Annotated in this window: 19 protein-coding genes and 1 riboswitch; of the genes, 13 read left to right on the forward strand and 6 right to left on the reverse strand. The window is 67.6% G+C overall.

Going from position 1 to position 24421, the window contains the following annotated elements; all coding sequences use genetic code 11:
- Positions 1 to 91: 91 nt before the first annotated feature.
- Together N536_RS0128230 and N536_RS0128235 are read left to right on the forward strand one after the other, a co-directional pair.
- Positions 92 to 1255 carry an ROK family transcriptional regulator gene (locus N536_RS0128230; protein ID WP_029116678.1) on the forward strand — a complete coding sequence of 388 codons (1164 nt, stop codon included), beginning with the start codon at positions 92 to 94 and terminating at the stop codon, positions 1253 to 1255.
- A 64-nt stretch (positions 1256 to 1319) separates the two neighbouring features.
- The gene (locus N536_RS0128235) at positions 1320 to 2171 is read left to right on the forward strand and encodes an alpha/beta fold hydrolase (RefSeq protein ID WP_036437922.1); all 852 of its coding nucleotides are present in this window, start codon (positions 1320 to 1322) and stop codon (positions 2169 to 2171) included.
- A 3-nt stretch (positions 2172 to 2174) separates the two neighbouring features.
- On the opposite strand, the gene N536_RS0128240 is transcribed toward N536_RS0128235, so the two are convergent.
- Positions 2175 to 4412 carry an NADP-dependent isocitrate dehydrogenase gene (locus tag N536_RS0128240; protein WP_029116680.1) on the reverse strand — a complete coding sequence of 746 codons (2238 nt, stop codon included), beginning with the start codon at positions 4410 to 4412 and terminating at the stop codon, positions 2175 to 2177.
- A gap of 213 nt (positions 4413 to 4625) precedes the next feature.
- A riboswitch (SAM riboswitch) is annotated at positions 4626 to 4747 on the forward strand.
- Between the two features lie 150 nt (positions 4748 to 4897).
- Here N536_RS0128240 and N536_RS39740 point away from each other — a divergent pair.
- Genes N536_RS39740 through N536_RS0128255 form a run of 3 tightly spaced genes read left to right on the forward strand, consistent with a single transcriptional unit; the run spans position 4898 to position 8116 of the window.
- Positions 4898 to 6241: a bifunctional o-acetylhomoserine/o-acetylserine sulfhydrylase gene (locus N536_RS39740; protein ID WP_051574829.1), complete on the forward strand. Its 1344-nt coding sequence runs from the start codon at positions 4898 to 4900 to the stop codon at positions 6239 to 6241.
- Between the two features lie 10 nt (positions 6242 to 6251).
- On the forward strand, positions 6252 to 7382 hold the full coding sequence (locus N536_RS0128250; protein WP_029116681.1) for a homoserine O-acetyltransferase: 1131 nt from the start codon (positions 6252 to 6254) through the stop codon (positions 7380 to 7382).
- 8 nt (positions 7383 to 7390) lie between these two features.
- Positions 7391 to 8116: a class I SAM-dependent methyltransferase gene (locus N536_RS0128255; RefSeq protein WP_029116682.1), complete on the forward strand. Its 726-nt coding sequence runs from the start codon at positions 7391 to 7393 to the stop codon at positions 8114 to 8116.
- On the opposite strand, the gene N536_RS0128260 is transcribed toward N536_RS0128255, so the two are convergent.
- The 4 genes from N536_RS0128260 to N536_RS0128275 form a co-directional block, all read right to left on the reverse strand.
- Entirely contained in the window at positions 8113 to 9636 is a 1524-nt protein-coding gene (locus tag N536_RS0128260) for an FAD-dependent monooxygenase (protein ID WP_029116683.1), read from the reverse strand. The two genes, N536_RS0128255 and N536_RS0128260, sit on opposite strands and share 4 nt — an antisense overlap.
- Before the next feature lie 5 nt (positions 9637 to 9641).
- A complete protein-coding gene (locus N536_RS0128265; RefSeq protein WP_029116684.1) occupies positions 9642 to 10250 on the reverse strand; it encodes a TetR family transcriptional regulator in 609 nt (202 codons plus the stop codon).
- A gap of 141 nt (positions 10251 to 10391) precedes the next feature.
- The gene (locus tag N536_RS0128270; protein ID WP_029116685.1) at positions 10392 to 10685 is read right to left on the reverse strand and encodes a DUF3017 domain-containing protein; all 294 of its coding nucleotides are present in this window, start codon (positions 10683 to 10685) and stop codon (positions 10392 to 10394) included.
- Complete coding sequence (locus N536_RS0128275) at positions 10682 to 11536, reverse strand: bifunctional methylenetetrahydrofolate dehydrogenase/methenyltetrahydrofolate cyclohydrolase (protein ID WP_197040255.1); 855 nt, start codon at positions 11534 to 11536, stop codon at positions 10682 to 10684. The genes N536_RS0128270 and N536_RS0128275 overlap by 4 nt, the downstream gene beginning before the upstream one ends.
- A 27-nt stretch (positions 11537 to 11563) precedes the next feature.
- Here N536_RS0128275 and N536_RS0128280 point away from each other — a divergent pair, with 27 nt between their 5' ends.
- Positions 11564 to 12760 carry an NADH:flavin oxidoreductase gene (locus N536_RS0128280; RefSeq protein ID WP_029116687.1) on the forward strand — a complete coding sequence of 399 codons (1197 nt, stop codon included), beginning with the start codon at positions 11564 to 11566 and terminating at the stop codon, positions 12758 to 12760.
- Here the strand turns inward: N536_RS0128280 and N536_RS39745 are convergent.
- Entirely contained in the window at positions 12757 to 13260 is a 504-nt protein-coding gene (locus N536_RS39745; protein ID WP_051574830.1) for a hypothetical protein, read from the reverse strand. The genes N536_RS0128280 and N536_RS39745 overlap by 4 nt on opposite strands.
- A gap of 291 nt (positions 13261 to 13551) precedes the next feature.
- Here N536_RS39745 and N536_RS0128290 point away from each other — a divergent pair, with 291 nt between their 5' ends.
- The 7 genes from N536_RS0128290 to N536_RS0128320 all read left to right on the forward strand — a co-directional run bounded on the left by N536_RS0128290 (position 13552) and on the right by N536_RS0128320 (position 24418).
- Positions 13552 to 16167, forward strand: coding sequence for an FHA domain-containing protein (locus N536_RS0128290; protein ID WP_029116688.1), 2616 nt, complete (start codon positions 13552 to 13554; stop codon positions 16165 to 16167).
- Positions 16168 to 16279: 112 nt separating this feature from the next.
- Positions 16280 to 17095, forward strand: coding sequence for a PaaX family transcriptional regulator C-terminal domain-containing protein (locus tag N536_RS0128295; protein ID WP_029116689.1), 816 nt, complete (start codon positions 16280 to 16282; stop codon positions 17093 to 17095).
- 88 nt (positions 17096 to 17183) lie between these two features.
- Positions 17184 to 18836 carry an FAD-dependent monooxygenase gene (locus N536_RS39750; protein ID WP_231514666.1) on the forward strand — a complete coding sequence of 551 codons (1653 nt, stop codon included), beginning with the start codon at positions 17184 to 17186 and terminating at the stop codon, positions 18834 to 18836.
- Positions 18833 to 20872, forward strand: a complete 2040-nt coding sequence (locus tag N536_RS0128305; protein ID WP_029116690.1) for an acetate--CoA ligase family protein — start codon at positions 18833 to 18835, stop codon at positions 20870 to 20872. Before N536_RS39750 ends, N536_RS0128305 begins: the two co-directional genes overlap by 4 nt.
- Positions 20869 to 22536, forward strand: a complete 1668-nt coding sequence (locus N536_RS0128310; RefSeq protein WP_029116691.1) for a (2,3-dihydroxybenzoyl)adenylate synthase — start codon at positions 20869 to 20871, stop codon at positions 22534 to 22536. Before N536_RS0128305 ends, N536_RS0128310 begins: the two co-directional genes overlap by 4 nt.
- Positions 22533 to 23600 (forward strand): cupin domain-containing protein, encoded by a 1068-nt coding sequence (locus N536_RS0128315; protein WP_029116692.1) that lies wholly within the window; start codon positions 22533 to 22535, stop codon positions 23598 to 23600. Before N536_RS0128310 ends, N536_RS0128315 begins: the two co-directional genes overlap by 4 nt.
- Positions 23600 to 24418, forward strand: a complete 819-nt coding sequence (locus N536_RS0128320) for a fumarylacetoacetate hydrolase family protein (RefSeq protein WP_029116693.1) — start codon at positions 23600 to 23602, stop codon at positions 24416 to 24418. Before N536_RS0128315 ends, N536_RS0128320 begins: the two co-directional genes overlap by 1 nt.
- The last annotated feature ends 3 nt before the right edge of the window (positions 24419 to 24421 follow it).

A 24421-nucleotide genomic window follows, 5' to 3' on the forward strand; every position in this document is an offset into this window, starting at 1 on the left:
GTTCACGTCTCGAATTTAATAACAGACTATTCTCTACCTCGTCAAGGAGGTCGCACTGATCGAGTCGAAGCCGGCGACGCAGGGAACGCAGATGCTTCGCCTGCTGCATCGCCAGCGCGTGGTCCACCTGTTGCGCACCGCTGGCCCGATGTCGAGGGCGGACGTGGCCGACGAGCTTGGGCTGGCCCGTTCGTCGGTGACCGCCATCGTCAAGGACCTACTCAGCAATGGCACGCTGATCGAACTGCCGACGCCTCCCAATGGTTCAGCCGGTCGCGGACGGCCCCGAATCTTGCTGGACTGCAACCCCGACGCCCAACGCGTGCTGGGGATTCAGATCGGCGCCAAGCGAGCCCGTGTAGCCGTCGCCGGCGCTACCGGCGACCTCCTTCAGCAGGGCGAAACTTCCACTCTCGGAAGAACTCCCGCGTCCGTCATCCGCTCGATCGCGCGGGTCGCCAAGCAACTGATCGAAAGCTCTGGCGGTGCCGTCGCCGCAGCAGGCGTATGCATCCCCGGCTACGTTGACCCATCGACTGGAACGGTCATGCGATCTGAGTTACCGGGATGGTCGAATGTTCCTCTCGGGGAATCCCTTTCGGACATGCTCGGCATCCCGGTAGCGGTGCGTGACCTGACCCAAGCCACCACGCTGGCCGAGGCCATCGCCGGCGACGGCCGCGGGACGCGCTCCGCGGTCGTCCTCGACTACGGCGGAAGCGTCGGCATCGGGCTGATCATCGACGGGCGTCCGCACTACGGCGCCAACGGATTTGCCGGGGCCATCGGCCACGTCCCCGTGCAGAACGGCTCCAACCTCTGCCTGTGCGGCCGCACCGGCTGCCTGGAAGCACACATGTCGATCAACGCCATGCAGCAGGTCGCCCCCGAGACCACCGGCATACCGCTCGACGACATCGACCTCGACGCCGTCGCCCGAAAGGTCCGGCAGAACCCAAAATCGCAAGAGCTCATCCGCGCGGTGATCGATCAGATCGCCCACGTCGCCATCCTCATCGAAGGATTCGTCGACCCGGAAGTTCTCATCATCGCGGGCCTCGTCGTCGAGTTCGGCGAAATGGTCGACGCTCTCGAAGCCCGCATCGAGGAACTCAGACCGCCGGAGAGACGGGGGCGGACCAGGACGGTGCGGTCACGACTGACCCGCGACTACTACTACGGCGCATCCGTACTGGTCGCGCTCCAACACCTCGACCCCGACATCGCAGGCATGACGATCAAGCCGGTTCGCTGAATCCGTCGTCCAGCGACGGCTCAAGCTTGCGGTACCGGCGGTATCACCTTTAGTGTCGGTCCCCGTGACACCCCAACAACGTGCACCGATCCACGTCGGCGCCCCCGGTGGCGAGCCCATCGTGCTGCTGCACCCGTTCCTGTGCTCGCAGAACGTGTGGCGGACGGTAGCCGACCAGCTGGCCGATACCGGTCGCTACGAGGTGTTCGCCCCGACCATGGCCGGTCACAACGGCGGACCCCGGACCAACACGTGGTTGCTGGACATCGGCACACTGGTCGATCACGTCGAACGTCAAATGGACGAACTCGGCTGGCAGACCGCCCACGTGGTGGGCAACTCGCTCGGCGGCTGGGCGGCCTTCGAGCTGGAGCGCCGCGGCCGCGCCCGCAGCCTGACCGCGATCGCCCCCGCCGGCGGCTGGACCCGGTATTCGCCGACGAAGTTCGAGACCATCGCCAAGTTCCTGCTCGGCGCACCGGCGCTGTTGGCCGCGCGTCTGGTCGGCCCCGGAATCGTCGATCTGCCCTTCGCACGACGGCTGGCAACTCTGCCCGTCAGCGGACCCGCCGACGGACCCAGCCATCCCGACCTGCTCGCCCTCGTCGACGACGCGACGCACTGCCCGGCGTACTTCCAGCTGCTGATCAGGACGCTGCTGCTGCCCGGGCTCGTGGAAATGGCCAACGGCTCGGCGCCCACTCAGCTGGTGCTGTGCGAGAAGGACCGGGTGTTCCCCACTCCTCGGGGCAACCGGTACTTCACCACGAACCTGCCGCAAGGCTCGGAGGTGATCCGACTCGACGGCGTCGGCCACATCCCGATGCTGGAGGCGCCGGGCCGCGTCACCGAACTGATCGCCGACTTCGTCGACCAGCACACCGAACCGCAGCGGATCGCGCCGTCCGCAGGCTGAGTGTCAGCCGCGTGCGGCCTCCAGCGCAGCGTTGAACGTCTTGCTTGGCCGCATCACCGCCGTGGTCTTCTCGGGATCCGGGTAGTAGTAACCGCCGATGTCCACCGGATTGCCTTGTGCCTCATTGAGTTCGGCGACGATGGCGTCTTCGTTCTCGGTCAGCTCCTTGGCCAGCGCGGCGAAGTGTTCGGCGAGCTCCTTGTCCTCGGTCTGCTCGGCGAGTTCCTGCGCCCAGTACATGGCGAGGTAGAACTGGCTGCCACGGTTGTCGAGTTCACCGGTCTTGCGCGACGGGTTCTTGTTGTTGTCCAACAGCTTTCCGGTCGCAGCGTCGAGCGTCTTGGCGAGGATCTTGGCCCGCTCGTTGCCTTCCTTGGTACCCAGGTCCTCCAGGCTGACCGCCAAGGCCAGGAATTCGCCGAGCGAATCCCAGCGCAGGTGATTCTCCTCGACCAGTTGGCTGACGTGCTTGGGCGCCGAACCGCCTGCGCCGGTCTCGTACAACCCACCTCCGGCCATCAACGGCACGATGGAGAGCATCTTCGCGCTGGTGCCCAGCTCGAGGATCGGGAACAGGTCGGTGAGGTAGTCGCGCAGGATGTTTCCGGTCGCGGCGATGGTGTCCTCACCACGGATCACGCGCTCGATCGTGTACCGCATGGCCCACACCTGCGGCATGATCTGGATCGTCAGCCCCTCGGTGTCGAGTTCGGCGAGGTAGGCCTTGACCTTCTTGCGCAACTCCGCCTCGTGCGGTCGCTCGGTATCGAGCCAGAACACCACCGGCATACCGGATTCGCGGGACCGGGTGACGGCGAGCTTCACCCAATCGCGGATCGGCGCATCCTTGACGACGGGCATCCGCCAGATGTCGCCGGCCTCGACGTTCTGCGTCAGCAGGACCTCACCGGAGTCGATGTCCACGATGTTGGCGACGCCGTCCTCGGGGATCTCGAAGGTCTTGTCGTGGGAGCCGTACTCTTCGGCCTGCTGCGCCATGAGACCGACGTTGGGGACGGTGCCCATGGTGGTCGGGTCGAACTGGCCGTGGGTCTTGCAGAAGTTGATGATCTCCTGATAGATGCGGGAGAACGTCGACTCGGGATTGACCGCCTTGGTGTCCTTGGTCCGGCCGTCTGCGCCGTACATCTTGCCGCCCAGCCGGATCATCGCGGGCATCGAGGCGTCCACGATCACGTCACTCGGCGAGTGGAAGTTCGAGATGCCCTTCGCCGAATCCACCATCGCCAGCTCCGGACGGTGCTCGTGGCAGGCGTGCAGGTCGCGGATGATCTCCTCGTGCTGCGACGCAGGCAATGACTCGATCTTGGCGTAGAGATCGGACAGCCCGTTGTTGACGTTCACGCCCAGCTCGTCGAACAGCTTCTGGTGCTTGGCGAACGCGTCCTTGTAGAAGACCTTCACCGCGTGGCCGAAGACGATGGGGTGGCTGACCTTCATCATCGTCGCCTTGACGTGCAGGGAGAACATCACGCCGGTTTCGTACGCGTCCTGCATCTCTTCTTCGTAGAAGTCGCACAGGGCCTTCTTGCTCATGAACATGCTGTCGATGACGTCGCCGTCGTCCAGCGACACCTCGGGCTTGAGCACGAGCGTCTCGCCACTCTTGGTCTCCAGCACCATCTTGACCTTGCGGGCCCGGTCCAGCGTCAGCGACTTCTCGCCGTGATAGAAGTCGCCCTTCTTCATGGTGGCCACGTGGGTGCGGGAGGCCTGCGACCACGGGCTCATGCTGTGCGGGTGCTTGCGCGCGTACTCCTTGACTGCCTTGGGTGCGCGACGGTCCGAGTTTCCTTCCCGCAGTACCGGGTTCACCGCGCTGCCGAGGCACTTGCCGTAGCGCGCCTTGATTTCCTTCTCCTCGTCGGTCTTCGGCTCACCGGGGTAGTCCGGCAGGTCGTAGCCCTTGGCCTTCAGTTCCTTGATGGCCGCCAGGAGCTGCGGCACCGAGGCGCTGATGTTCGGCAGCTTGATGATGTTGGTTTCGGGCTTCTGGGTCAGAGCGCCCAGCTCGGCCAGGTTGTCCGGCACCCGCTGCTCTTCGGTGAGGTAGTCGTCGAATTCGGCGAGGATGCGTGCCGCGACGGAGATGTCGGTGGTCTTGACGTCGATGCCTGCGGCATCGGCGAAGGTGCGTAGCACCGGCAGAAAGCCGTACGTCGCAAGCAGCGGCGCCTCGTCGGTCAGCGTGTAGATGATGGTTGGCTGCTGGGCACCCATGGTCACTCTCCCGGCGTCAGGGTCGGTCAGAAATCAAAGAAGGTCAGCGACGAAGCCTTGGCGGCCATCGGTATCGCGTCGGATACGACGCTACCCGTGAGGGCCGGAGCCCGAAACGCTCCCCTCGGTCGGCACTTCTGGTCACGCGCGGTGGCCGGTGGCCGGCGGAAAGCGGCTGGCAACCAGTCGGCGGGGTGAGATACGATTCGTTTCGGTCATGAGTGCCAGCGTCAAGCCCCGGCTCGCTGGCCGGCAACCCTCCAACCGCGGTGGGGTGCCCCGGGTGATTGACCAGGTTGAGCAGCAGTAAGTCGGCTGCGCGGCAAGCGCGGGTCCGTTGGACGGGCCCCCCGAGAGACAGGGAAACCTGATGCGGAGGCCCACCATGTGTCGTTTTCCGTGACTCTTAGCGTCCGCCCGTCGTGCCTCCACGACGCCCGGGCGCGCTTTCCGGTACCCGAACGATCCATCAGGAGACACACCCCATGAGCACCCCCGACACCGAGAGCGACCCGTCAGCCAACTGGGCCTTCGAGACCAAGCAGGTCCACGCCGGCCAGACGCCGGACATCGCGACCAACGCCCGCGCGCTGCCGATCTATCAGACTACGTCGTACACCTTCAACAGCACCGACCATGCTGCCGCGCTGTTCGGCCTCGCGGAGCCCGGCAACATCTACACCCGGATCATGAACCCGACGCAGGACGTCGTCGAGCAGCGGATCGCCGCACTGGAGGGCGGCGTCGCGGCGCTGTTCCTGGCGTCCGGCCAGGCCGCCGAGACCTTCTCGATCCTCAACCTGGCCGCGGTGGGTGACCACATCGTGTCCAGCCCGCGCCTGTACGGCGGCACGTACAACCTGTTCCACTACTCGCTGCCCAAGCTCGGCATCGAGGTCAGCTTCGTCGAGGATCCCGACGACCTGGACTCGTGGCGGGCGGCGGTGCGGCCGAACACCAAGGCGTTCTTCGCCGAGACCATCTCCAATCCACAGATCGACGTCCTCGACATCCCCGGCGTCTCGGCCGTGGCACACGACAACGGTGTGCCGCTGATCGTGGACAACACCATCGCCACGCCCTACCTGATCCAGCCGATCGCGCACGGCGCCGACATCGTCGTGCACTCGGCCACCAAGTACCTCGGCGGGCACGGCTCGGCGATCGCGGGCGTGATCGTCGATGCGGGCACGTTCGACTGGACCAACGGCAAGTTCCCCGGCTTCACCACTCCCGACCCGAGCTATCACGGCGTGGTGTTCGCCGAGCTCGGCCCGCCCGCCTTCGCGCTCAAGGCGCGGGTGCAACTGCTGCGCGACCTCGGCTCGGCCGCCGCGCCGTTCAACGCGTTCCTCATCGCCCAGGGCCTCGAGACGCTGAGCCTGCGCGTCGAGCGGCACGTCGCAAACGCGCAGCGGGTCGCCGAGTTCCTGTCCGGTCACGAGGACGTGGTGTCGGTCAACTACGCAGGCCTGCCGACGTCGCCGTGGTACGAGCTGGGCCGCAAGCTGGCCCCCAAGGGCACCGGCGCGGTGTTGGCGTTCGAGCTGGCGGGTGGCATCGAGGCGGGCAAGGCATTCGTCAACGCGCTCACCCTGCACAGCCACGTCGCCAACATCGGCGACGTGCGCTCCCTGGTGATCCACCCGGCGTCGACCACGCATGCGCAGCTGTCCCCCGCCGAGCAGCTGGCGACGGGCGTCACCCCCGGCCTGGTCCGGCTGGCGGTCGGCATCGAGGGCATCGACGACATCCTCGCCGACCTCGAGCGGGGCTTCGCCGCGGCCAAGCCGTTCTCGGGAGTGCCGCAGACCGCGGCCACGGTGTGAGGGTCCCGACATGACGATTTCAGAAGTGCCCGCCGTGCGGGATGCGGTGCTGCCCGCCGAGGGTGAGGTCGGCATCGTCGACATCGGCCGGCTGACGCTCGAGAACGGCACCGTCCTCGAGGACGTGTCGATCGCGGTTCAGCGGTGGGGTGAGCTGTCGCCGAACCGCGACAACGTCGTGATGGTGCTGCACGCGCTGACCGGCGACTCGCACATCACCGGACCGGCTGGGCCGGGTCACCCGACGCCGGGATGGTGGGACGGCGTCGCCGGGCCCGGCGCGCCGATCGACACCGACCGGTGGTGCGCCATCGCCACCAACGTCTTGGGCGGATGCCGCGGCTCGACCGGTCCGAGTTCGCCCGCGCCTGACGGAAAGGCTTGGGGCTCAAGGTTCCCGGCGATCACCGTGCGAGATCAGGTCGAGGCCGACATCGCGGCGCTGGCGGCGCTGGGCGTCACGCAGGTCGCCGCCGTCGTGGGCGGATCGATGGGTGGCGCACGCGCGCTGGAGTGGATGGTCGGTCACCCCGAAACCGTGCGGGCGGCCCTGGTGCTCGCGGTTGGTGCCCGTGCGACCGCCGACCAGATCGGTACGCAGAGTTCGCAGGTGTCGGCCATCAAGGCCGACCCGGACTGGCAGGGCGGTGACTACTACGGCTCCGAGCGCGAGCCCTACGTCGGCATGGAGATCGCCCGCCGGTTCGCGCACCTGACCTACCGCGGCGAGAAGGAGCTGGACGACCGGTTCGGCAACGACGCGCAAGAGGGCGAAAACCCCACGGACGGTGGCCGTTACGCCGTGCAGAGCTACCTCGAACATCAAGGCGGGAAGCTGGCGGCACGGTTCGACCCGGGCACCTACGTCGCGTTGACCGATGCACTCAGCAGCCACGACGTCGGCCGCGGGCGCGGCGGGATACGGGCAGCCCTTGCCGGTTGCACCGTGCCCACGGTGGTCGGGGGCATCACCTCCGACCGGCTCTACCCGCTGCGGCTGCAGGCCGAACTGGCCGAATTGCTACCCGGCTGTACCGGGCTCAACGTCGTCGACTCGGACTTCGGCCACGACGGATTCCTGGTCGAAACCGAGGCGGTCGGCGTCCTCATCCGGAAGACCCTGGAGTTGGCGTCACGGTGACATCGGATCTGTCGAGACAGCGGCGCTCGCTGTCGTTCGGTGAGGAAGCCGCGGCGTACGAACGTGGCAGGCCGTCGTACCCGCCAGAGGCCATCGACTGGCTGCTGTCCTGCGGTGCGCGCGACGTGCTCGACCTCGGCGCGGGTACCGGCAAGCTGACCATCCGCCTCGTCGAGCGCGGGCTCGACGTCGTGGCGGTGGATCCGATTCCCGAGATGCTCGAACTGCTCAGCGCCTCGTTGCCCGACGTACCCGCGCTCCTCGGAACCGCCGAGGAAATCCCGTTGCCGGACAACAGCGTTGACTCCGTGCTGGTGGCACAGGCCTGGCACTGGTTCGATCCCGTGCGCGCCGTCAAGGAGGTGGCTCGGGTACTTCGGCCGGGCGGTCGGCTCGGGCTGGTGTGGAATACCCGCGACGAGCGGATGGGCTGGGTCAAGGATCTCGGCCGCATCGTCGGGCACGAGAACGATCCGTTCAACCAGGAGGTGACGCTGCCCGAGCCGTTCTCGGCCGTCGAACGTCATCAGGTGGAGTGGACGAGTTACCTGACCCCGCAGGCACTCATCGACCTGGTCGCCTCGCGCAGCTACTGCATCACCTCACCGACCGAGGTGCGCACCCGCACGCTGGATCAGGTGCGCGAGCTGCTGGCCACCCACCCGGCGCTGGTGAACACCACCGGCCTGGCGCTGCCGTACGTGACGGTGGCCATCCGGGCGACGCTCGCCTAGGCGGGTGACCCGAACCACCGCTGCAGCGCCGCGCGCAGCCGTTGCACATCGGCGGCTTCGCACGTGTCCGCGGCCCAGGCGACATAGCCGTCGGGGCGAATGAGCATCCCGGCGAACGGCTGGTCCGCGATGGTTCCGTTGACCACTTCGATGCGGTCGGCCCAGTCCGCGCCCGTCGGTGCGAGCGCTCCCCCGGCCAGGTCGAGCAGCACGGGTCTCGCTTCGTGCAAGAGTTCGGCGACGCGACGGCCGTCGTCCAATGTCAGATCGGGAACCATCAGTCCGGAGAGCCGGTGTCCGTCACCCATCTCGTAGCGGACGTCGGAGCCTGCCAGCAGGTGCGCCATGTGCTCGGCGACGGCCGGTACCTGCAGTAGCTCGGTGAAAAGTTCTCGCAGCGCGGCGATCTCGGGTCCGGGACCGAACAGGGCGGTCTGCGACATCGAGTGCATCATCACGCGCTGGCCGACCAGATAACGCTCGCTCTGATAGGTGTCCAGCAGATCATCGGGTGCCCAACCGTTGACGGTGGCGGCCAGTTTCCAGCCGAGGTTCATCGCATCCTGCAGGCCCAGGTTCAGGCCCGGCCCGCCCATCGCGCAGTGCACGTGCGCGGAATCGCCCGCCAGGAAGATGTTCCCAGCGCGATAGCGGTCGGCTTGCCTGCTGTTCTGCCCGGCGATGCGGCGCAAGGCGTGCGGCCCGTCGCCGACGGGCGGCTCGATGGGCAGGTCGACGCCGAGTACCCGGCGGGCACTGACGCGCAACTCGTCGAGGCTCATCGGCTCGGACTCGTCCGCGGTCTGGTCGAACTCGATGGTGCCAACCATCTGGCGATCGCGCTCGAACGGGGCATAGATGAGCCCACCTCGGTCGAGTCGGTTGTGGCCGAACGGCAGTGGACCCACACCCGGCACGTCGAGAGCGCCATCGGCGGTGAGCATTTCGTCGGGCACGCGGACGTGGGCGATGCGGGCCACGGTGTTCGACGTGTGGCCGGGAAATCCGATGCCCGCAAGCTTCCGCACGATGCTGCGTCCGCCGTCGGCGCCGACGAGGAACTTGGATTCGAGCGAGTACGTCTCGTCCGGGGTCGAGATGCTCACTTTCACACCGTCAGAATGGGATTCGACGCCGATCAGCTCGTGGCCCCACCGGACGTCGACGCCGAGTTCGCGCGCCCGCTCGTCGAGGTGCCTGACGAGCTGAGGCTGACCCAGCATCAGCGCATACATCGGATTGTCCGGCATACCGGACAACGGAACCGACATGCCGCTGAACATCCACTGGTACACGGGCTGCGGCGGAACCTCTGAGCCGGTGAACCGCCGATACAGGCCGCGCATGTCCAGCAGCCGAACCACCTGCCCGACGAGGCCGTTGGCCTTGGGCTCGTCGCTCGGCGCCGGCAGTCGCTCCAGCACCACGGGACGCACCCCGGCCAGTGCGAGTTCGCACGCCACCATCAGGCCGTTGGGACCGGCACCTGAGATGACAACGGATACCTGGTTTTCCGACATCGACATCACCTTTCGGGTAATCCGGCCGCCACAGCGGCATAGCCGCGACGGAGGAGTTCGGTATACGCAACGGGTGGATCGGCATGGGCATACGTCTCCATCACCGTCTCACCGACCGCCCGGACGACCGCGGTCACCAAGCGCGGGTACATGTCCCGAACGGGGTCCATTCCCGTGCGCTGCGCGATCGCCTCGACCCAGTCGGAGAAGAGGTCCTTCGTCAGCGTGGCACGCAGATCCTTGGCGGACAGCAGATCGCGGATGACAACCAGCTCGTCGTGGGTGGGCCGAATGTCCATGGCGCCCTCGGCTTCCAGCGGCGCGAGCATTGCCTCCGTGATCGCCGTCCAGAGCGGTTCGTCTGCGGGCCGCTCACGGAAGGCCGCCAGGCTCTGGCGGGTTCGATCGATCTGCCGAAAGGCGACCGCCTCGTACTTGCCGGTGAAGTAGTTGTTGAACGTCCGCAGTGATACGCCGGCCCTGTTGGCGATGTCTTCGCGAGTGACGTTCTCCAAGCCCCGCTCCAAGGCGAGCGCCAAGGCTGCGTCGCTGAGCGCCCATCGGGTACCGAGTTTCTTGCGCTCGCGCAGTCCGAGTTGCATGTCTCCGGTCATGTCGGCCAGCGTAGAGAATTATTGCCCGATGGGCAAGTTTGCCTTCTAGGCAAGTTTGTCGAGAGTGCAGCTGTTCGCGAAAAATCGCCGAAATTTCGCACATATCTTCACATTCGAGGCGCGCGCCTCGACGGGAGCGCGCTAGCTGGTGCCCAAGGGGTCGATGGTCCACGCGATGAAGAACATCGCCGCGCTGACGGTTGCGGTGGTGATGAAGTCGACGGCCCTGCTACGCACGACGAGCAGCCCGGCCCGATCCTCGGACAGGGTCAGCCGCATCGCCGCCGCGACACCGACGCCGATCGCCAGCACCAGTGCACCGCGGCGCCAGTAGCCCGCCACCACCAGCCCGAATGCCGCAAGCAGGAACAGGCCCACCGTCAGGATCGGCCACTGCCCCGCGAACACCTTTCGCGCGAATTCCCTTGGCGTCAAACTAACTTCGCCTCATCGAGCTCGACGACGTTGGTCAGCAGGAACGCCCGCGTCAACGGCCCGACACCGCCCGGGTTCGGCGACACGTGACCCGCGACGTCCCAGACCCCGGGATGCACGTCGCCGACCAGCTTGCCCGCATCGTCGCGGCTCACCCCGACGTCCACCACCGCGGCGCCCGGCTTGACCATCTCCGCCGTCACCATGTGCGGCATGCCCGCCGCGGCAATGATGATGTCGGCCTCGCGGGCCAGCTCCGGGAGATGCCGGGTTGCGGTGTGGCACAACGTGACCGTCGCGTTCTCGGAGCGCCGGGTGAGCAGCAGCCCCAGCGGCCGGCCGACCGTCACGCCGCGGCCGATCACCACGACGTGCGCGCCGGCGATCTCGACCTCGAACCGCCGCAGCAGGTGCACGATGCCGCGCGGGGTACACGGCAGTGGCGCCGGCTCGTTGAGCACCAACCGGCCGAGGTTGGTCGGGTGCAGGCCGTCGGCGTCCTTGGCCGGGTCGATGCGTTCCAGCGAGGCGTTCTCGTCGAGGTGCTTCGGCAGCGGCAACTGGACGATGTAGCCGGTGCACTCCGGGTTGGCGTTCAGTTCGTCGATGGTCTCGTCGAGCGTCGCCTGGCTGATGTCGGCCGGCAGATCGCGGCGCAGCGACGTGATGCCCACCTTCGCGCAGTCGGCGTGCTTGCCCCGTACGTAGGCCTGCGATCCGGGGTCGTCACCGACCAGGATCGTGCCGAGCCCCGGCGTGCGGCCCGCGGCCGTCAGAGCCGCAACCCGTTCCTTGAGGTCGACGAAGATCTCGTCGCGCGTGGCCTTGCCGTCCAAAGTGATCGCTCCCACGCCAGACATTGTGGCAGGCTCTGATGAATGAACACTCAGCCCAATGTGTTCACCGATGTCTTCAGCCCAGCCAAGCTCGGCCCGGTGACCCTGCGCAACCGCATCATCAAGGCCGCGACGTTCGAGGCGTCCACCCCGGATGCCCTGGTCACCGACGACCTGATCACCTACCACCGGCTGCCCGCCACGGGTGGCATCGGCATGACGACGGTGGCCTACTGCGCGGTGTCACCCGGCGGACGCACAGACGGCTGGCAGCTCTGGATGCGGCCCGAGGCGGTTCCCGGGCTGCGGCGCCTGACCGATGCCATCCACGCCGAGGGCGCCGCGATCAGCGCCCAGATCGGCCACGCGGGACCCGTCGCCAATTCCCGGACGAACAAGGCCAAGGCGTACGCGCCGGTGCGCTTCTTCAATCCGCTGTCCATGCGGTTCGCCAAGAAGGCGTCCGCCGGCGACATCGACGACATCACTGCGGCACACGCCAACGCCGCCCGACTGGCGATCGAATCCGGCTTCGACGCCGTGGAAATCCATCTCGGCCACAACTATCTGGCCAGCTCGTTCCTCAGCCCACTGATCAACCGCCGGACCGACGAATTCGGTGGCTCGCTCGCCAATCGTGCCAAGGTGGCGCGCGGTCTGGTGCGGGCAGTCCGTGACGCCGTCGGTGATCGGATCGCGGTGACCGCGAAGCTCAACATGTCCGACGGCGTCCGCGGCGGCATCTCACTCGACGAGTCGCTGCAGACCGCCAGGTGGCTGGAGGAGGACGGCGGCCTCGACGCCCTCGAGCTCACGGCGGGCAGTTCGCTGCTCAACCCGCTGTATCTGTTTCGCGGTGATGCGCCGATCAAGGAGTTCGCCGGCGCCTTCAAACCTCCACTGCGCTGGGGTATCCGGATGACCGGCAAGAAGTTCCTGCGCGAGTACCCCTACCGCGAGGCGTATCTGATGGACCAGGCCAAGCAGTTCCGGGCCGAACTCAAGATGCCGCTGATTCTGTTGGGCGGCATCACCAATCGCGAGACCATGGACCTCGCGATGGCCGAGGGGTTCGACTTCGTGGCGATGGGCCGCGCCTTGCTTGCCGAGCCGGACCTGATCAACCGCATCAAGGACGACGGCGCCGTGCGCTCGGCGTGCACGCACTGCAACAAGTGCATGGCCACCATCTACAGCCACACCCACTGCGTCGTCACGGGCTCGCCGAGCTGGTCCTAACGGAAGTGCTCGACGGGCATCCGCTGTGACACCGGAGCCACGGCGGGCAGGCGGTAGTCCTTGAACTCCAGCATCGCCTCGTCGCGCAGGATCCGAATCCCCGACGTCAGCAGGAGCTTGCGCTCCGACACCGTGTAGAAGACCTCCTCGGTGCGCGCGCCGAAGCAGCCGTTGGCCAGTGCGGTCGCGGGCAACCGTTGCAGCGCCTGGTCGGCCAGCCGAACGCCGCGGTATTCGTAGCGTCCGCGGCCGTCGGCGCAGATGGCGATCAACGACTTCGTGGTGCGGCCGACGACGACGGCCGTCTGCTGGGGATCGCACCGGGCCGCCGAGTTCACGAAGCCACGGGTGTCGACACCGGCGGGAGGCTGGGCGGCCGCGGAGGGCAAAGCAGTGCCCGTAGCCACGGCGGCACACGCGGCGCTGCCGGTGAGCAGCGCCGCAACCATTGCGCGCAGCGCCGCGCGGAGTCGATCCGCCCGCGGGTTCATCGTCGCCATGCCGTTTACGAGACCATGTCTTGCCTGAATATCGATGGATCTCAGCCGTACCAAGACCGAATCGTTAGGCGCCCGATATCAACGCCCGCGCGCAATCTTCCACGATCCATTCGGCGAATTCCGGAATTCTTTGCCCCGCAACGAGGTGCCGACGGACGACGGCATAGGACCAGCCCTAGGTCGTGGCAGGTGCAGCAGATCACCGACACGGCACGCTGGGGTGTCTCGTCCGCTGATTGACGGCGTGGACTGCCGTCAATCGCGGCGTCGGTACCGATAGAGTTGCAACCGATGACTCGACCAGCCCCACCCGCGCTGACCGTTCGGTACGACGGGTCGTCACGGACCTTCGCAGCAGGCAACGACGTAGTGATAGGTCGTGATCTGCGCGCCGATCTCCGCGTGGCCCATCCCCTGATCTCCCGCGCGCACGTGATCCTGCGCTTCGACCAGGGCCGCTGGACGGCCATCGACAACGGCAGCCTCAACGGCATGTTCGTCAACGGCCACCGGGTCCCGCTGGTGGACATCACGGACGGACTGAACGTCAACATCGGCAATCCCGACGGTCCGCGGCTGGCCTTCGACGTCGGCCACCACCAGGGCTCGGTGGGGACGCCACCACAGACCACCTCGGTCCCCGTGGCCGCCAACCGCCCGAGCAACTCCTGGCCCACCCAGCCGCCGCCCGCACGGCCGGCCATGCCGCCGCCCGGCGCGTCGCGCTCGCAACCGACGTATCCGCAGGCCCAACAGCCGCGTTACCCGAGCGGTCCGCAGTCGGCGTACCCGAGTGCGCCACCGTCGTACCCGAGCGGGCCGTCCTCGTACCCCAGTGCGCCACAGAGCTACCCGCCCGCTGCGCCGCCGGAGAGCTACACGCCTCCGACCGCGATGGGGCCGACCGCACAGCCCCGCCAGGCGGAGGGCAACCTCGCCACCAGCATGCTCAAGATCTTGCGACCGGGCAGGGCGCCGGACGTCCCGGCGGGCGGGATCAAGATCGGCCGCGCGACCGACAACGACATCGTCATCCCGGACGTGCTGGCCTCCCGCCACCACGCCACCTTGGTGCCGACGCCCGCCGGTACCGAGATCCAGGACCACCGCAGCATCAACGGCACGTTCGTCAACGGTGCGCGGGTCGATTCCGCGATGCTGCGCGACGGCGACGTGGTGACCATCGGCAACGTCGACCTCGTGTTCGCGGGCGGAACGCTTTCCCGCCGCACCGAAACCGAAGCCGCCACTCGCACCGGCGGTCTCGACGTCCACGGCGTCACGTGGACCATCGAGGGCAACAAGACGCTGCTCGACAACATCTCGCTCACTGCGCGGCCCGGCACCCTGACGGCCGTCATCGGCCCCTCGGGCGCGGGCAAGTCGACGTTCGCCCGGCTGGTCGCGGGCTACACCCACCCGACCACCGGCACGGTGACCTTCGAGGGCCACAACATCCACGCCGAGTACGCCTCCCTGCGATCCCGCATCGGCATGGTCCCGCAGGACGACGTGGTGCACGGGCAGCTGACCGTGAACCAGGCGCTGATGTACGCCGCCGAACTGCGCCTGCCGCCCGACACCACGAAGGCCGACCGCGCCCAGGTGGTGGCTCAGGTGCTCGAAGAGCTCGAGATGACCAAGCACGCGGAGACCCGCGTCGACAAGCTGTCCGGCGGGCAGCGCAAGCGCGCGTCGGTCGCCCTCGAGTTGCTGACCGGCCCGTCACTGCTGATCCTCGACGAACCGACCTCCGGCCTGGACCCCGCACTGGACCGCCAGGTCATGACGATGCTGCGCCAGCTCGCCGACGCGGGCCGCGTGGTCCTGGTGGTGACCCACTCGCTGACCTACCTCGACGTCTGCGATCAGGTGCTGCTGCTCGCCCCCGGCGGCAAGACGGCTTTCGCCGGACCGCCCAGCCAGATCGGTCCCCAACTGGGCACCACCAACTGGGCCGACATCTTCAGCGCGGTCGCCGGGGATCCCGAGGCCGCCGCCAGGAAGTTCCTCGAGCGCCACGGTCCGCCGCCGCCGCAGCCGCCCGCCGATCAACCCGCCGATCTGGGCAGTCCGACGCGGACCAGCATCGTGCGGCAGTTCTCGACGATCGCGCGACGCCAGATCCGGCTCGTCGTGTCGGACCGCGCGTACTTCATCTTCCTGGCGTTGCTGCCGTTCATCATGGGCACGCTGTCGCTGTCCGTGCCGGGCAAGGTCGGGTTCGGCGTGCCCGATCCGTTCGGCGACGCCCCCAATGAGCCGGGCCAGATCCTGGTGCTGCTGAACGTCGGTGCGATCTTCATGGGCACCGCGCTGACCATCCGCGACCTCATCAGTGAGCGGGCCATCTTCAAGCGCGAGCAGGCGGTCGGGTTGTCGACGACCGCCTACCTGCTGGCGAAGGTGTGCGTGTACTCGGTGTTCGCGATCGTGCAGGCCGGAATCGTCACGGCCATCACGATCATGGGCAAGGGCGCCCCGACGCAGGGCGCGAACGTCCTCGGCAACCCGTCACTGGAACTCTTCGCGAGCATGGCCGCCACGACGGTCTGCGCGGCGATGGTCGGGCTCGCGCTCTCGGCACTGGCGAAGTCCAACGAGCAGATCATGCCGCTGCTGGTGATCGCGATCATGTCGCAGTTGGTGTTCCAGGGCGGCATGATCCCGGTGACCGGCCGGATCGGGCTCGACCAGATGGCGTGGTTCACCCCGGCTCGGTGGGGCTTCGCCGCTTCGGCGTCGACGGTGGACCTGACCAAGATCGTGCCCGGCCCTCTGACGCCGAAGGACTCGCACTGGAAGCACACGTCGGGCACCTGGCTGTTCGACATGGGGATGCTCGTCGTCCTGTCACTCGGCTATCTGACGTTCGTGCGGTTCAAGATTCGACTCAAGGGCGGCTGAGCGCTCGGTGCCGTTGCAGCCGTAGCCGGCCCGGTAATCGACCGTCCTGTGACATAGTCGACTCGGAAGCGACGGCTTCTGATACACGAGCTGCATTGAGAGGACGGGCGTCATGCGGCCACGCTCGATCGTCTTCGACCTGTACGGCGAGTACTTCCGGTACCGCGGAGGGGCGGCCAAACTCGGCGTCCTGACCGAACTGCTCGGCGTCTTCGGCGTGGAACCCGCCACGGTCCGCGTCGTGATGACGCGGCTGCGCCGGGAGGGCTGGTTCGACTCGGAACGGTCGGGCCGCGAGGTCACCTACGTACTGAACGACAAGAGCTGGCGCCTCCTCGACGACGGTCGGGCGCGCATCTTCGAACGCCATCAGGACACGTGGGATCGCACCTGGACCCAAGCACTCGTGGAGGAACAGACCAGCAGTCGCGAACAGCGTCAGCGCATCGAAAAGGCCTTGACCTGGTGGGGATTCGGCCACGGCGGTGGCAACAGCTGGTTCTCCCCGCACGACCATCGCAAGAACGTGTCGGAGTCCCTGGAAGGTGACGACGAGCTGCAGGTGATCTTCCTGCGCAGTACGTCGGCGGCCATCACCACCGACCGCATGCTCGCCCGACGCTGCTGGGATCTGCGCGGCCTCGGCGAGGACTACCAGGCGTTCATCGAGGAGTACCAGCCCAGGCTGGCCGGCTTCCGACGCGGGCTGTCCGGGCCGGAGGCGCTCGTCGAGCGGACGGCGCTCATTCAGAAGTACCGGCACTACCCGTTCCGCGATCCCGACCTTCCCGAGGAGTTGCTCCCCGCCGGCTGGCGGGGTCAGGTAGCGCACCAGACGTTCCTCGAATGTCACGAGACCTTGCGGGCAGCCGCCGAGGAATTGATCGAAGCGGTCACCACCGGATCGAGTGCCCGCAACGTCGTGTGACATTTTGATTGACTTTTCGGCTACTGCTGTTACATGATGAGGTCACCAGCCGCCGAGGATTCGGTGGCACAGCCATTGGGGGCCGACCTTGACGCCAACTCTGCGGATCGCCTGCATCGGTGGCGGCCCCGGCGGACTCTTCACCGCGATCGCGCTGTCCCGGACCTTGCCCGGATGCAGGGTCGACGTCTTCGAACGCAACTCGGAGTCCGACGTGTTCGGCTTCGGCGTGGTCTTCTCCGACACCACCTTGGACAACGTCGACGCCATTGATCCGGTGTTGCGCGAAACCCTGACGGACCACGGCCGGCGGTGGGACACCATCGCGGTCCACAGCAATGGCGTGACCGTCGCGGCAGGCGGCAACGGGATGTCCGCCGTGCACCGACGCGTCCTGCTCCAGTCGCTGCGTCGCCGGGCGACGGAACTCGGCGCCCACCTGGTCTACGACTCCCCCGTGACGGTCGACGAGTTGGACGGCATCGGCTATGACCTCATCGTGGCCGCCGACGGTACCAATTCGACTGTGCGCCAACAGTTCATCGGCGACCTCGGCCACACGGCGGACGAAGCCAGGGTGAAGTTCATCTGGTTCGGCACCACGCATCAGTTCGACGGGCTGACGTTCCTGCACGAGCGCAACGAGCACGGGAACTTCGCCGTGCACGGCTACCCGATCGGGTCGGGATTGAGCACCTTCATCGTCGAGACCGACGAACCCACCTGGCGTCGCGCGGGGCTCGACCGGTTCGACGTCACACAGCCGGCAGGCCCGTCGGACCTCGCCACGCAGCGCTACCTCGAGGACCTCTTCGGTCATCCGTTGGTTGCCAACAACTCTCGATGGGCGAACTTCCGGACCCGGCGCACCCGTCACTGGCACACCGTATCGGCGCAGGGCACCCCGGTTGCGCTGTTGGGCGACGCCGTCCATACCGCGCATTTCTCGGTCGGCTCCGGAACCAAGATGGCGATGGAAGATGCCGCCGCACTGGCGCAGTCGATGGCCGAGCGGCCTGCCGACATTCCCGCCGCGCTGGACCGGTTCGAACAGATTCGGCGCCCGCAGGTCGCCAAGGTGCAGAACTCGGCGATGCCCAGCCTGTCGTGGTGGGACCACTTCGGCGAGTATCAACGCTCGCTTGCGCCATGGCAGTTCGGGTTTCACTTCTTCAGCCGCGCCATCTCTGCCGAGAAGATCCGTCAGCGCGATCCCGGCTTCGTCGCCGACAGCGAACGCGCCTGGCGGGATCTGCACGGCGCCGGACCGCTGGAGACGCCACTGACCGTCGGCGGGCGCATCCTCGACCGGCGCTTGCTCGCGGTCGAGACTTCGACGCCGGAGGCGGTGAGCCTCGGCGACGGTTGCACGTCGCTGCGCGCGACGGCCGACGACACGGGCGACGCCGTGTTGGTCACCGCCCCCGACACCGTGGGAACCGCCCTCGACGAGGCGACGACGACCGCACTCGACGACATATGCGCACGCCGGCCGGCAGCGGTCGTGATCCGCGGCGGCAGCGAGTTGACGCGAGTGCTGTGCTCCGAACACGTCCGCTTGGCCTCGGGAATCCCGACGATCGTCGTCGACCAACACGCCTCGGTACGCGCCCGACGGGCGGTCGACGAAATCGACAACGCCGCAACGCTGATCCTGTCGGGCCGCGCCGACGCCGTCACCTACGAGCCCGAACCGGCCGTCGTGGAACGCGAACTCAGCCACGTCGAGGCGACCCGATGACGCTCGGCAGGCTCTTCGACCCGACCTCGATCGCCGTCGTGGGCGCATCGACCACACCCGGCAAGCTGGGTGCGGTGATGTTCGACGCCGTCCGGCGCGGCAGCGACAGCGGGTTGACGGTGGTCGGGATCAATCCGAAGCCCGCCGCTCACAGCGCATTTCACGAATCGCTCACCGCGGCCACCCATGCCCGCGGCGGAGCCTTCGACTTGGCCGTGTTGTGCGTGCCCGCCGCCACGACGCCAGCGGCGCTCCAGGAGGCGGCACTCTGTGGTGTCGGCGCCGCCGTCATCTGCTCGGGCGGATTCGCGGAAGCCGGCGTCGACGGCACCGCGCTGCAACGGCAACTCAGCGACATCGTCACGACGACGGGCATCCGCCTGCTCGGGCCGAACACGTCCGGGTTCTTCCGGCCCGCCGGCGCCACCGTCTCCTTCGTCCCCACCGTCGACCAGATCGTCGCCGGGCCGGTGGCCGTCGTCGCGGCCAGCGGCGGAATGAATCACGCCCTGTCGTTCCTGTTGTCCGAAGCCGGCGTCGGCGTCGGGCTCGGCGTTGGTCTCGGCAACTGCGTGGACGTCCGCACACCCGACGTGCTCGATTACCTGCACGACGACCCCGAAATCACTGCCATCGCACTGCACGTCGAATCGGTCGACGACGGCGCGGCCCTGTTGGCATCCGTCCGCCGGGTCAGCGCCGACAAGCCGATCGTCGCCATCGTGGTGGGACGCAGTGACGTGTCGGCATTCTCGGCGTCGCACACCGGCGCCCTCGCCACGTCCTGGCGCACCACCCGCGCGCTGCTGAAGGAGGCCGGCGCGGTCGTCGTCGACTCGGAGCAGCAACTCGTCGACGCGCTCGCGGTGCTGAGCCGCACCCGCCTGCCTGCCTGCGCCCACCCGGGCATCGGCGTCGTCACCGCCCAGGCCGGACCGGGCCTCATGGTGCTCGACCAACTGCAGGCAGGGCCAGTGCGGGTGCCGGCTCTCACCGCGCAGACGCAGATCGCCCTCTCGGAGTTGTTGCCGCCGATGACGTTTCAGGCCAACCCGGTCGACACCGGCCGTCCGGCGGACAGTTTCGCCGACGTGCTCGTGACCACGGCCGACGACCCGGAGATCGACGCATTGGCGGTGTACGCGCTCGCCGAGCCCGACGTCGTCGACCTGGCCGACACCATCGCCCGGTCCGGGCTGCACCATCGGATGCCCATCGTCGTCGGCACCGGCGGACCCGCCGGCGTGGTCGCCAAGACACGCAACCTCGCCGCCGACATCGGGGTGCCGGTGCTGGACTCCCCCACCGCCCTGGCCAACGGGATCCGGGCACTGGCGGAGGACGCCAGGGCTCGACACCTCAACGCGGCAGCCACCAAACGTCGCGTCGGAACCGGCCACGCCGTCGAATTGCCCGCCGACGAAGCGCGCGCCAAGGACATCCTCGATGCCCTTGGCGTCGCGACGCCTCCGCGGCGGGCGTGCGGTGATCGGAAGGCTGCCCACCGAGCCCTCGACGAGCTGCGCCTGCCCGTGGCGGTCAAGATCCTCGACGCCGGCGTGCTGCACAAGACGGAGATCGGCGGGGTACACCTGGGCGTCGGCTCCCACGAGCAGCTCGACCGCGCCCTCGACGCACTCGACGCCATCCCCGCGCCGGCATACCTGCTCGAGAGCATGGCCGACGTCGGTGTCGACATGTTCCTCGGCGCCCGCCGCGACCCGGTGTTCGGTCCGATCGTCCTCGCCGGCCTTGGCGGCACCGCCGCGGAGGCCATCGGCGACGTCACGATCCGCAGCACCCGTGTCACCGAGGAAGCCGCCGCCGCGATGCTGGACGACCTGCAGTGCGCGGCCATGCTCGACGGCTGGCGCGGCGGCCCGCGGATATACCGCGCGGAATTCGCCCGCATCGTCATCGCGCTCGCGACGTTCATCGACGAGCACGCCGAAGTCAGTGACATCGAGATCAACCCGTTGCGCCTCACCGCCGCCGGGTTGATCGCGCTCGACGCCGTAATCGTGGAGGGGCCATGACGACTCGCACGCCCATCGCCATCGACGGCGTGGTGCCCTGGCCCGACGACGTCGCCGCGCACTATCGCAAGGCCGGGTATTGGCACGGCAGATCCCTCGCATCCTTCCTCGCCGAGCAGGTCGAGCGCAGGCCGCTCGACGAGGCTGTCGTCGACGGCGCAACCCGTCTGACGTACCGCGACTTGTGGGACCGTTCGGCCTCGTGCGGCCAGGCGCTGCTCGACTTCGGCATCCGACCCGGCGACCGGATCGTGGTGCAGCTGCCGAACTGCTGGGAATTCGTCGCACTTTCGTTGGGCTGCTTCCGCACCGGGATCATTCCGGTCATGGCACTGCCTGCTCATGGACGGCACGAGATCACCCATCTCGCGGCACAGTCGGAGGCGACGGCCCTGGTAGTCCAAGAGGATCAGCGCGAATGCGCTCAGCAGGTCGCCGCTGAAGTACCCACCGTGCGAGCCGTTTTGGTGCACGGCGCACTGTCAGAGGGCAGCACCGAAAATGCGCCGGAGTACCGGCTCGGCGCGGCCGTCGCCGTGACACCGCGATTCCTTCCCGCGCAGTTCGAGCCGGCAGGTACCGACGTGGTGTGCATGCTGCTGTCCGGCGGCACCACCGGCGTTCCCAAGTTGATCGTGCGCACCAACGACGACTACGTCTGCAACATCCTGATGTGCAACGAGATTGCGGAATTCGGCTGCGACACCGTCTATTTGGCCGTCCTCCCGGTCAGCCACAACTTCGCACTGGCGTGTCCGGGCATCCTTGGAGCGTTGTTCGCAGGCGGTCGGGTGGTCATACTGCCGTCGCCGGCCCCGGAACGGGCGCTGAACACGATCGACGCCGAACGGGTCACCGTGACCGCCGTGGTTCCCGCAGTGGCGCAACGCTGGATCGAACACCAGCGGGACCATGGGACGCTGAAGAAGAACGGCCTGCGCGTGCTGCAGGTCGGCGGCGCCCGCATGCCCGACGAACTCGCCGCCCGAGTCGAGCCGGTGTTGGGCGCACGTCTGCAGCAGGTCTTCGGCATGGCCGAGGGACTCATCAACATGACCCGCCTGGACGACGACCTCGAAGTCGTGCTGACCACCCAGGGCCGACCGGTCTGTGACGCCGACGAGATCGACATCGTCGACGAAGACGGCCAAGCCTTGCCCGACGGCACGGCGGGCGCCCTCCTCACCCGCGGCCCGTACACACCACGCGGCTACTTCCGCGCGCCCGACCACAACGCCCGCGCGTTCACCGCAGACGGGTGGTACGCCAGCGGCGACGTCGTGCTGCGCCGCCCCGACGGCAATCTCGTGGTGGAGGGTCGCGACAAGGACATGATCAACCGTGGCGGCGAGAAGATCTCGGCCGAAGAAGTGGAGAACTTCGCCTACCAGCTCGACGCGGTCGACCTTGCCGCCGCGGTGGCCATGCCGGATCCGGTGCTTGGCGAGCGCGTATGTCTCTACGTCACCCTCGCCCACGGCGAGCCGATCACGCTCACCGATGTCACCGACCTGATGAACGCCGCAGGCGTCGCGCGGTTCAAGCTTCCCGAGCGGTTGGTCGTCGTCGAGCAGATTCCCACCACCAAGGTCGGCAAGCTCGACAAGAAGGCGCTCCGCGAGGACATCCGCAAGCGCCTCGCCGAGGAGGGCCTCCCATCATGACCGCGCGCGTGGACGATGACCAATTGGACCGGCTCTACACCGATTTCGACCGCGAACACCTGCTGCCGTTGTGGACTCAGCGCGCCGATCTGATGCCGACCGCTCCGGTGTCGAAGGCCGTGCCGTTCGTGTGGAAATGGGCGACGCTGTATCCGCTTGCGCAACGCGCCGGTGACCTCGTCCCGGTCGGCCGGGGCGGCGAGCGGCGCGCGATCGCACTGGCCAACCCTGGTCTCGGCGGCCTTCCATACGCGACGCCCACGTTGTGGGCGGCCATCCAGTACCTCGGGCCGAAGGAGACGGCGCCCGAACACCGGCACTCCCAGAACGCCTTCCGGTTCGTCGTCGAAGGCGACGGGGTCTGGACCGTCGTGAACGGTGACCCGGTGGCCATGCGTCGCGGCGACTTCCTGCTCACCCCCGGCTGGCACTTTCACGGCCACCACAACGAGACACAACAGCCCATGGCCTGGATCGACGGGCTGGACATCCCGTTCGCGCACTACACCGACACGGGGTTCTTCGAGTTCGGCTCCGACGGCGTCACCGACGAGTCGACGCCCGACGTGTCCCGGTCCGAACGGCTCTGGGCTCACCCGGGTCTGCGCCCGTTGGTCGGGTTGGACGCCAAGGTGAGCTCGCCGATCGCCGCGTACCGGTGGGAACACACCGATGCCGCGCTGCGCGCGCAACTGGAGTTGGAGGACGAGGGATATCCGGCGACCACCGAACCCGGGCATGCGGCCGTCCGATACACCAACCCCACCACCGGTGGCGACGTCATGCCGACCATCCGTGCGGAGTTTCACCGGCTGCGCGCCGGAGCGCACACGCGCACCCGTCGCGACGTCGGTTCGGCGGTCTACCAAGTGTTCCAGGGCACCGGCAGATTCCACCTCGGCGGGAACAGCACCGACGTCGGCACCGGCGACCTCGTGGTCGTCCCCTCCTGGACCGAGTGGTCCATCGAGGCCGACACCGAACTCGACCTCTTCACGTTCTCCGACGCTCCGATCGTGGAGCGCCTGCACTTCGACCGCACCTACATCCCCGAAGGACCCTGATGAGACTGGCCACCCTACGCATCGACGGCACCACGGCGGCGGCTCGCGTCGACGACGACACCGCCACCCTCATCGGCGATTACACCGACTTGTCGGCCCTGCTCGTCGAACCGGACTGGCGGCTGATCGCCGAACACGCATCGGGCCGGGTGGTTCCGCTGGCCGGCGCCGACTACGCCCCCGTCGTCCCGCGCCCCGGCAAGATCGTCTGCGTCGGCCTCAACTACGCCTCCCACATCACCGAGATGGGCCGCGACCTGCCGCAGTATCCGACGCTGTTCGGCAAGTGGGCCGACGCCCTCACCGGGCCCTACGACGACGTCGTCGTGCCGGAATACGCTGCATCCGAACTGGATTGGGAGGCCGAACTGGCCGTCGTCCTCGGCAGGGCGGCGTATCAGGTGCCCGAGGCGGCAGCCGACGACTACATCGCCGGCTACTCGGTGATCAACGACTACACGATGCGCGACTACCAGTACCGCACGCTGCAGTGGGACCAGGGCAAGACCTTCGAGAAGACCAGCGGTTTCGGGCCCTACCTCGTCACCGACTACGTACTCGGTACCCGTATCGAGACCCGCCTGGACGGTGAGGTGATGCAGAGCGCCACCACCGACGACCTGGTGTTCACCCCCGCCAAGCTCGTCGAGTACATCTCGCACATCGTCACTCTGCAGCCCGGCGACGTCATCATCACCGGAACCACCGGTGGCGTCGGTCATGCCCGCAAACCACCGCGCTACATCCAGCACGGCGAGGTGGTGGAAGTCAGCATCGAAGGGCTGGGGACCGTCCGCAACAAGACCATCGTCAAGTAGCCG

The organism is Mycobacterium sp. URHB0044 (assembly GCF_000620625.1).
In the GTDB taxonomy this organism is placed as follows: domain Bacteria; phylum Actinomycetota; class Actinomycetes; order Mycobacteriales; family Mycobacteriaceae; genus Mycobacterium.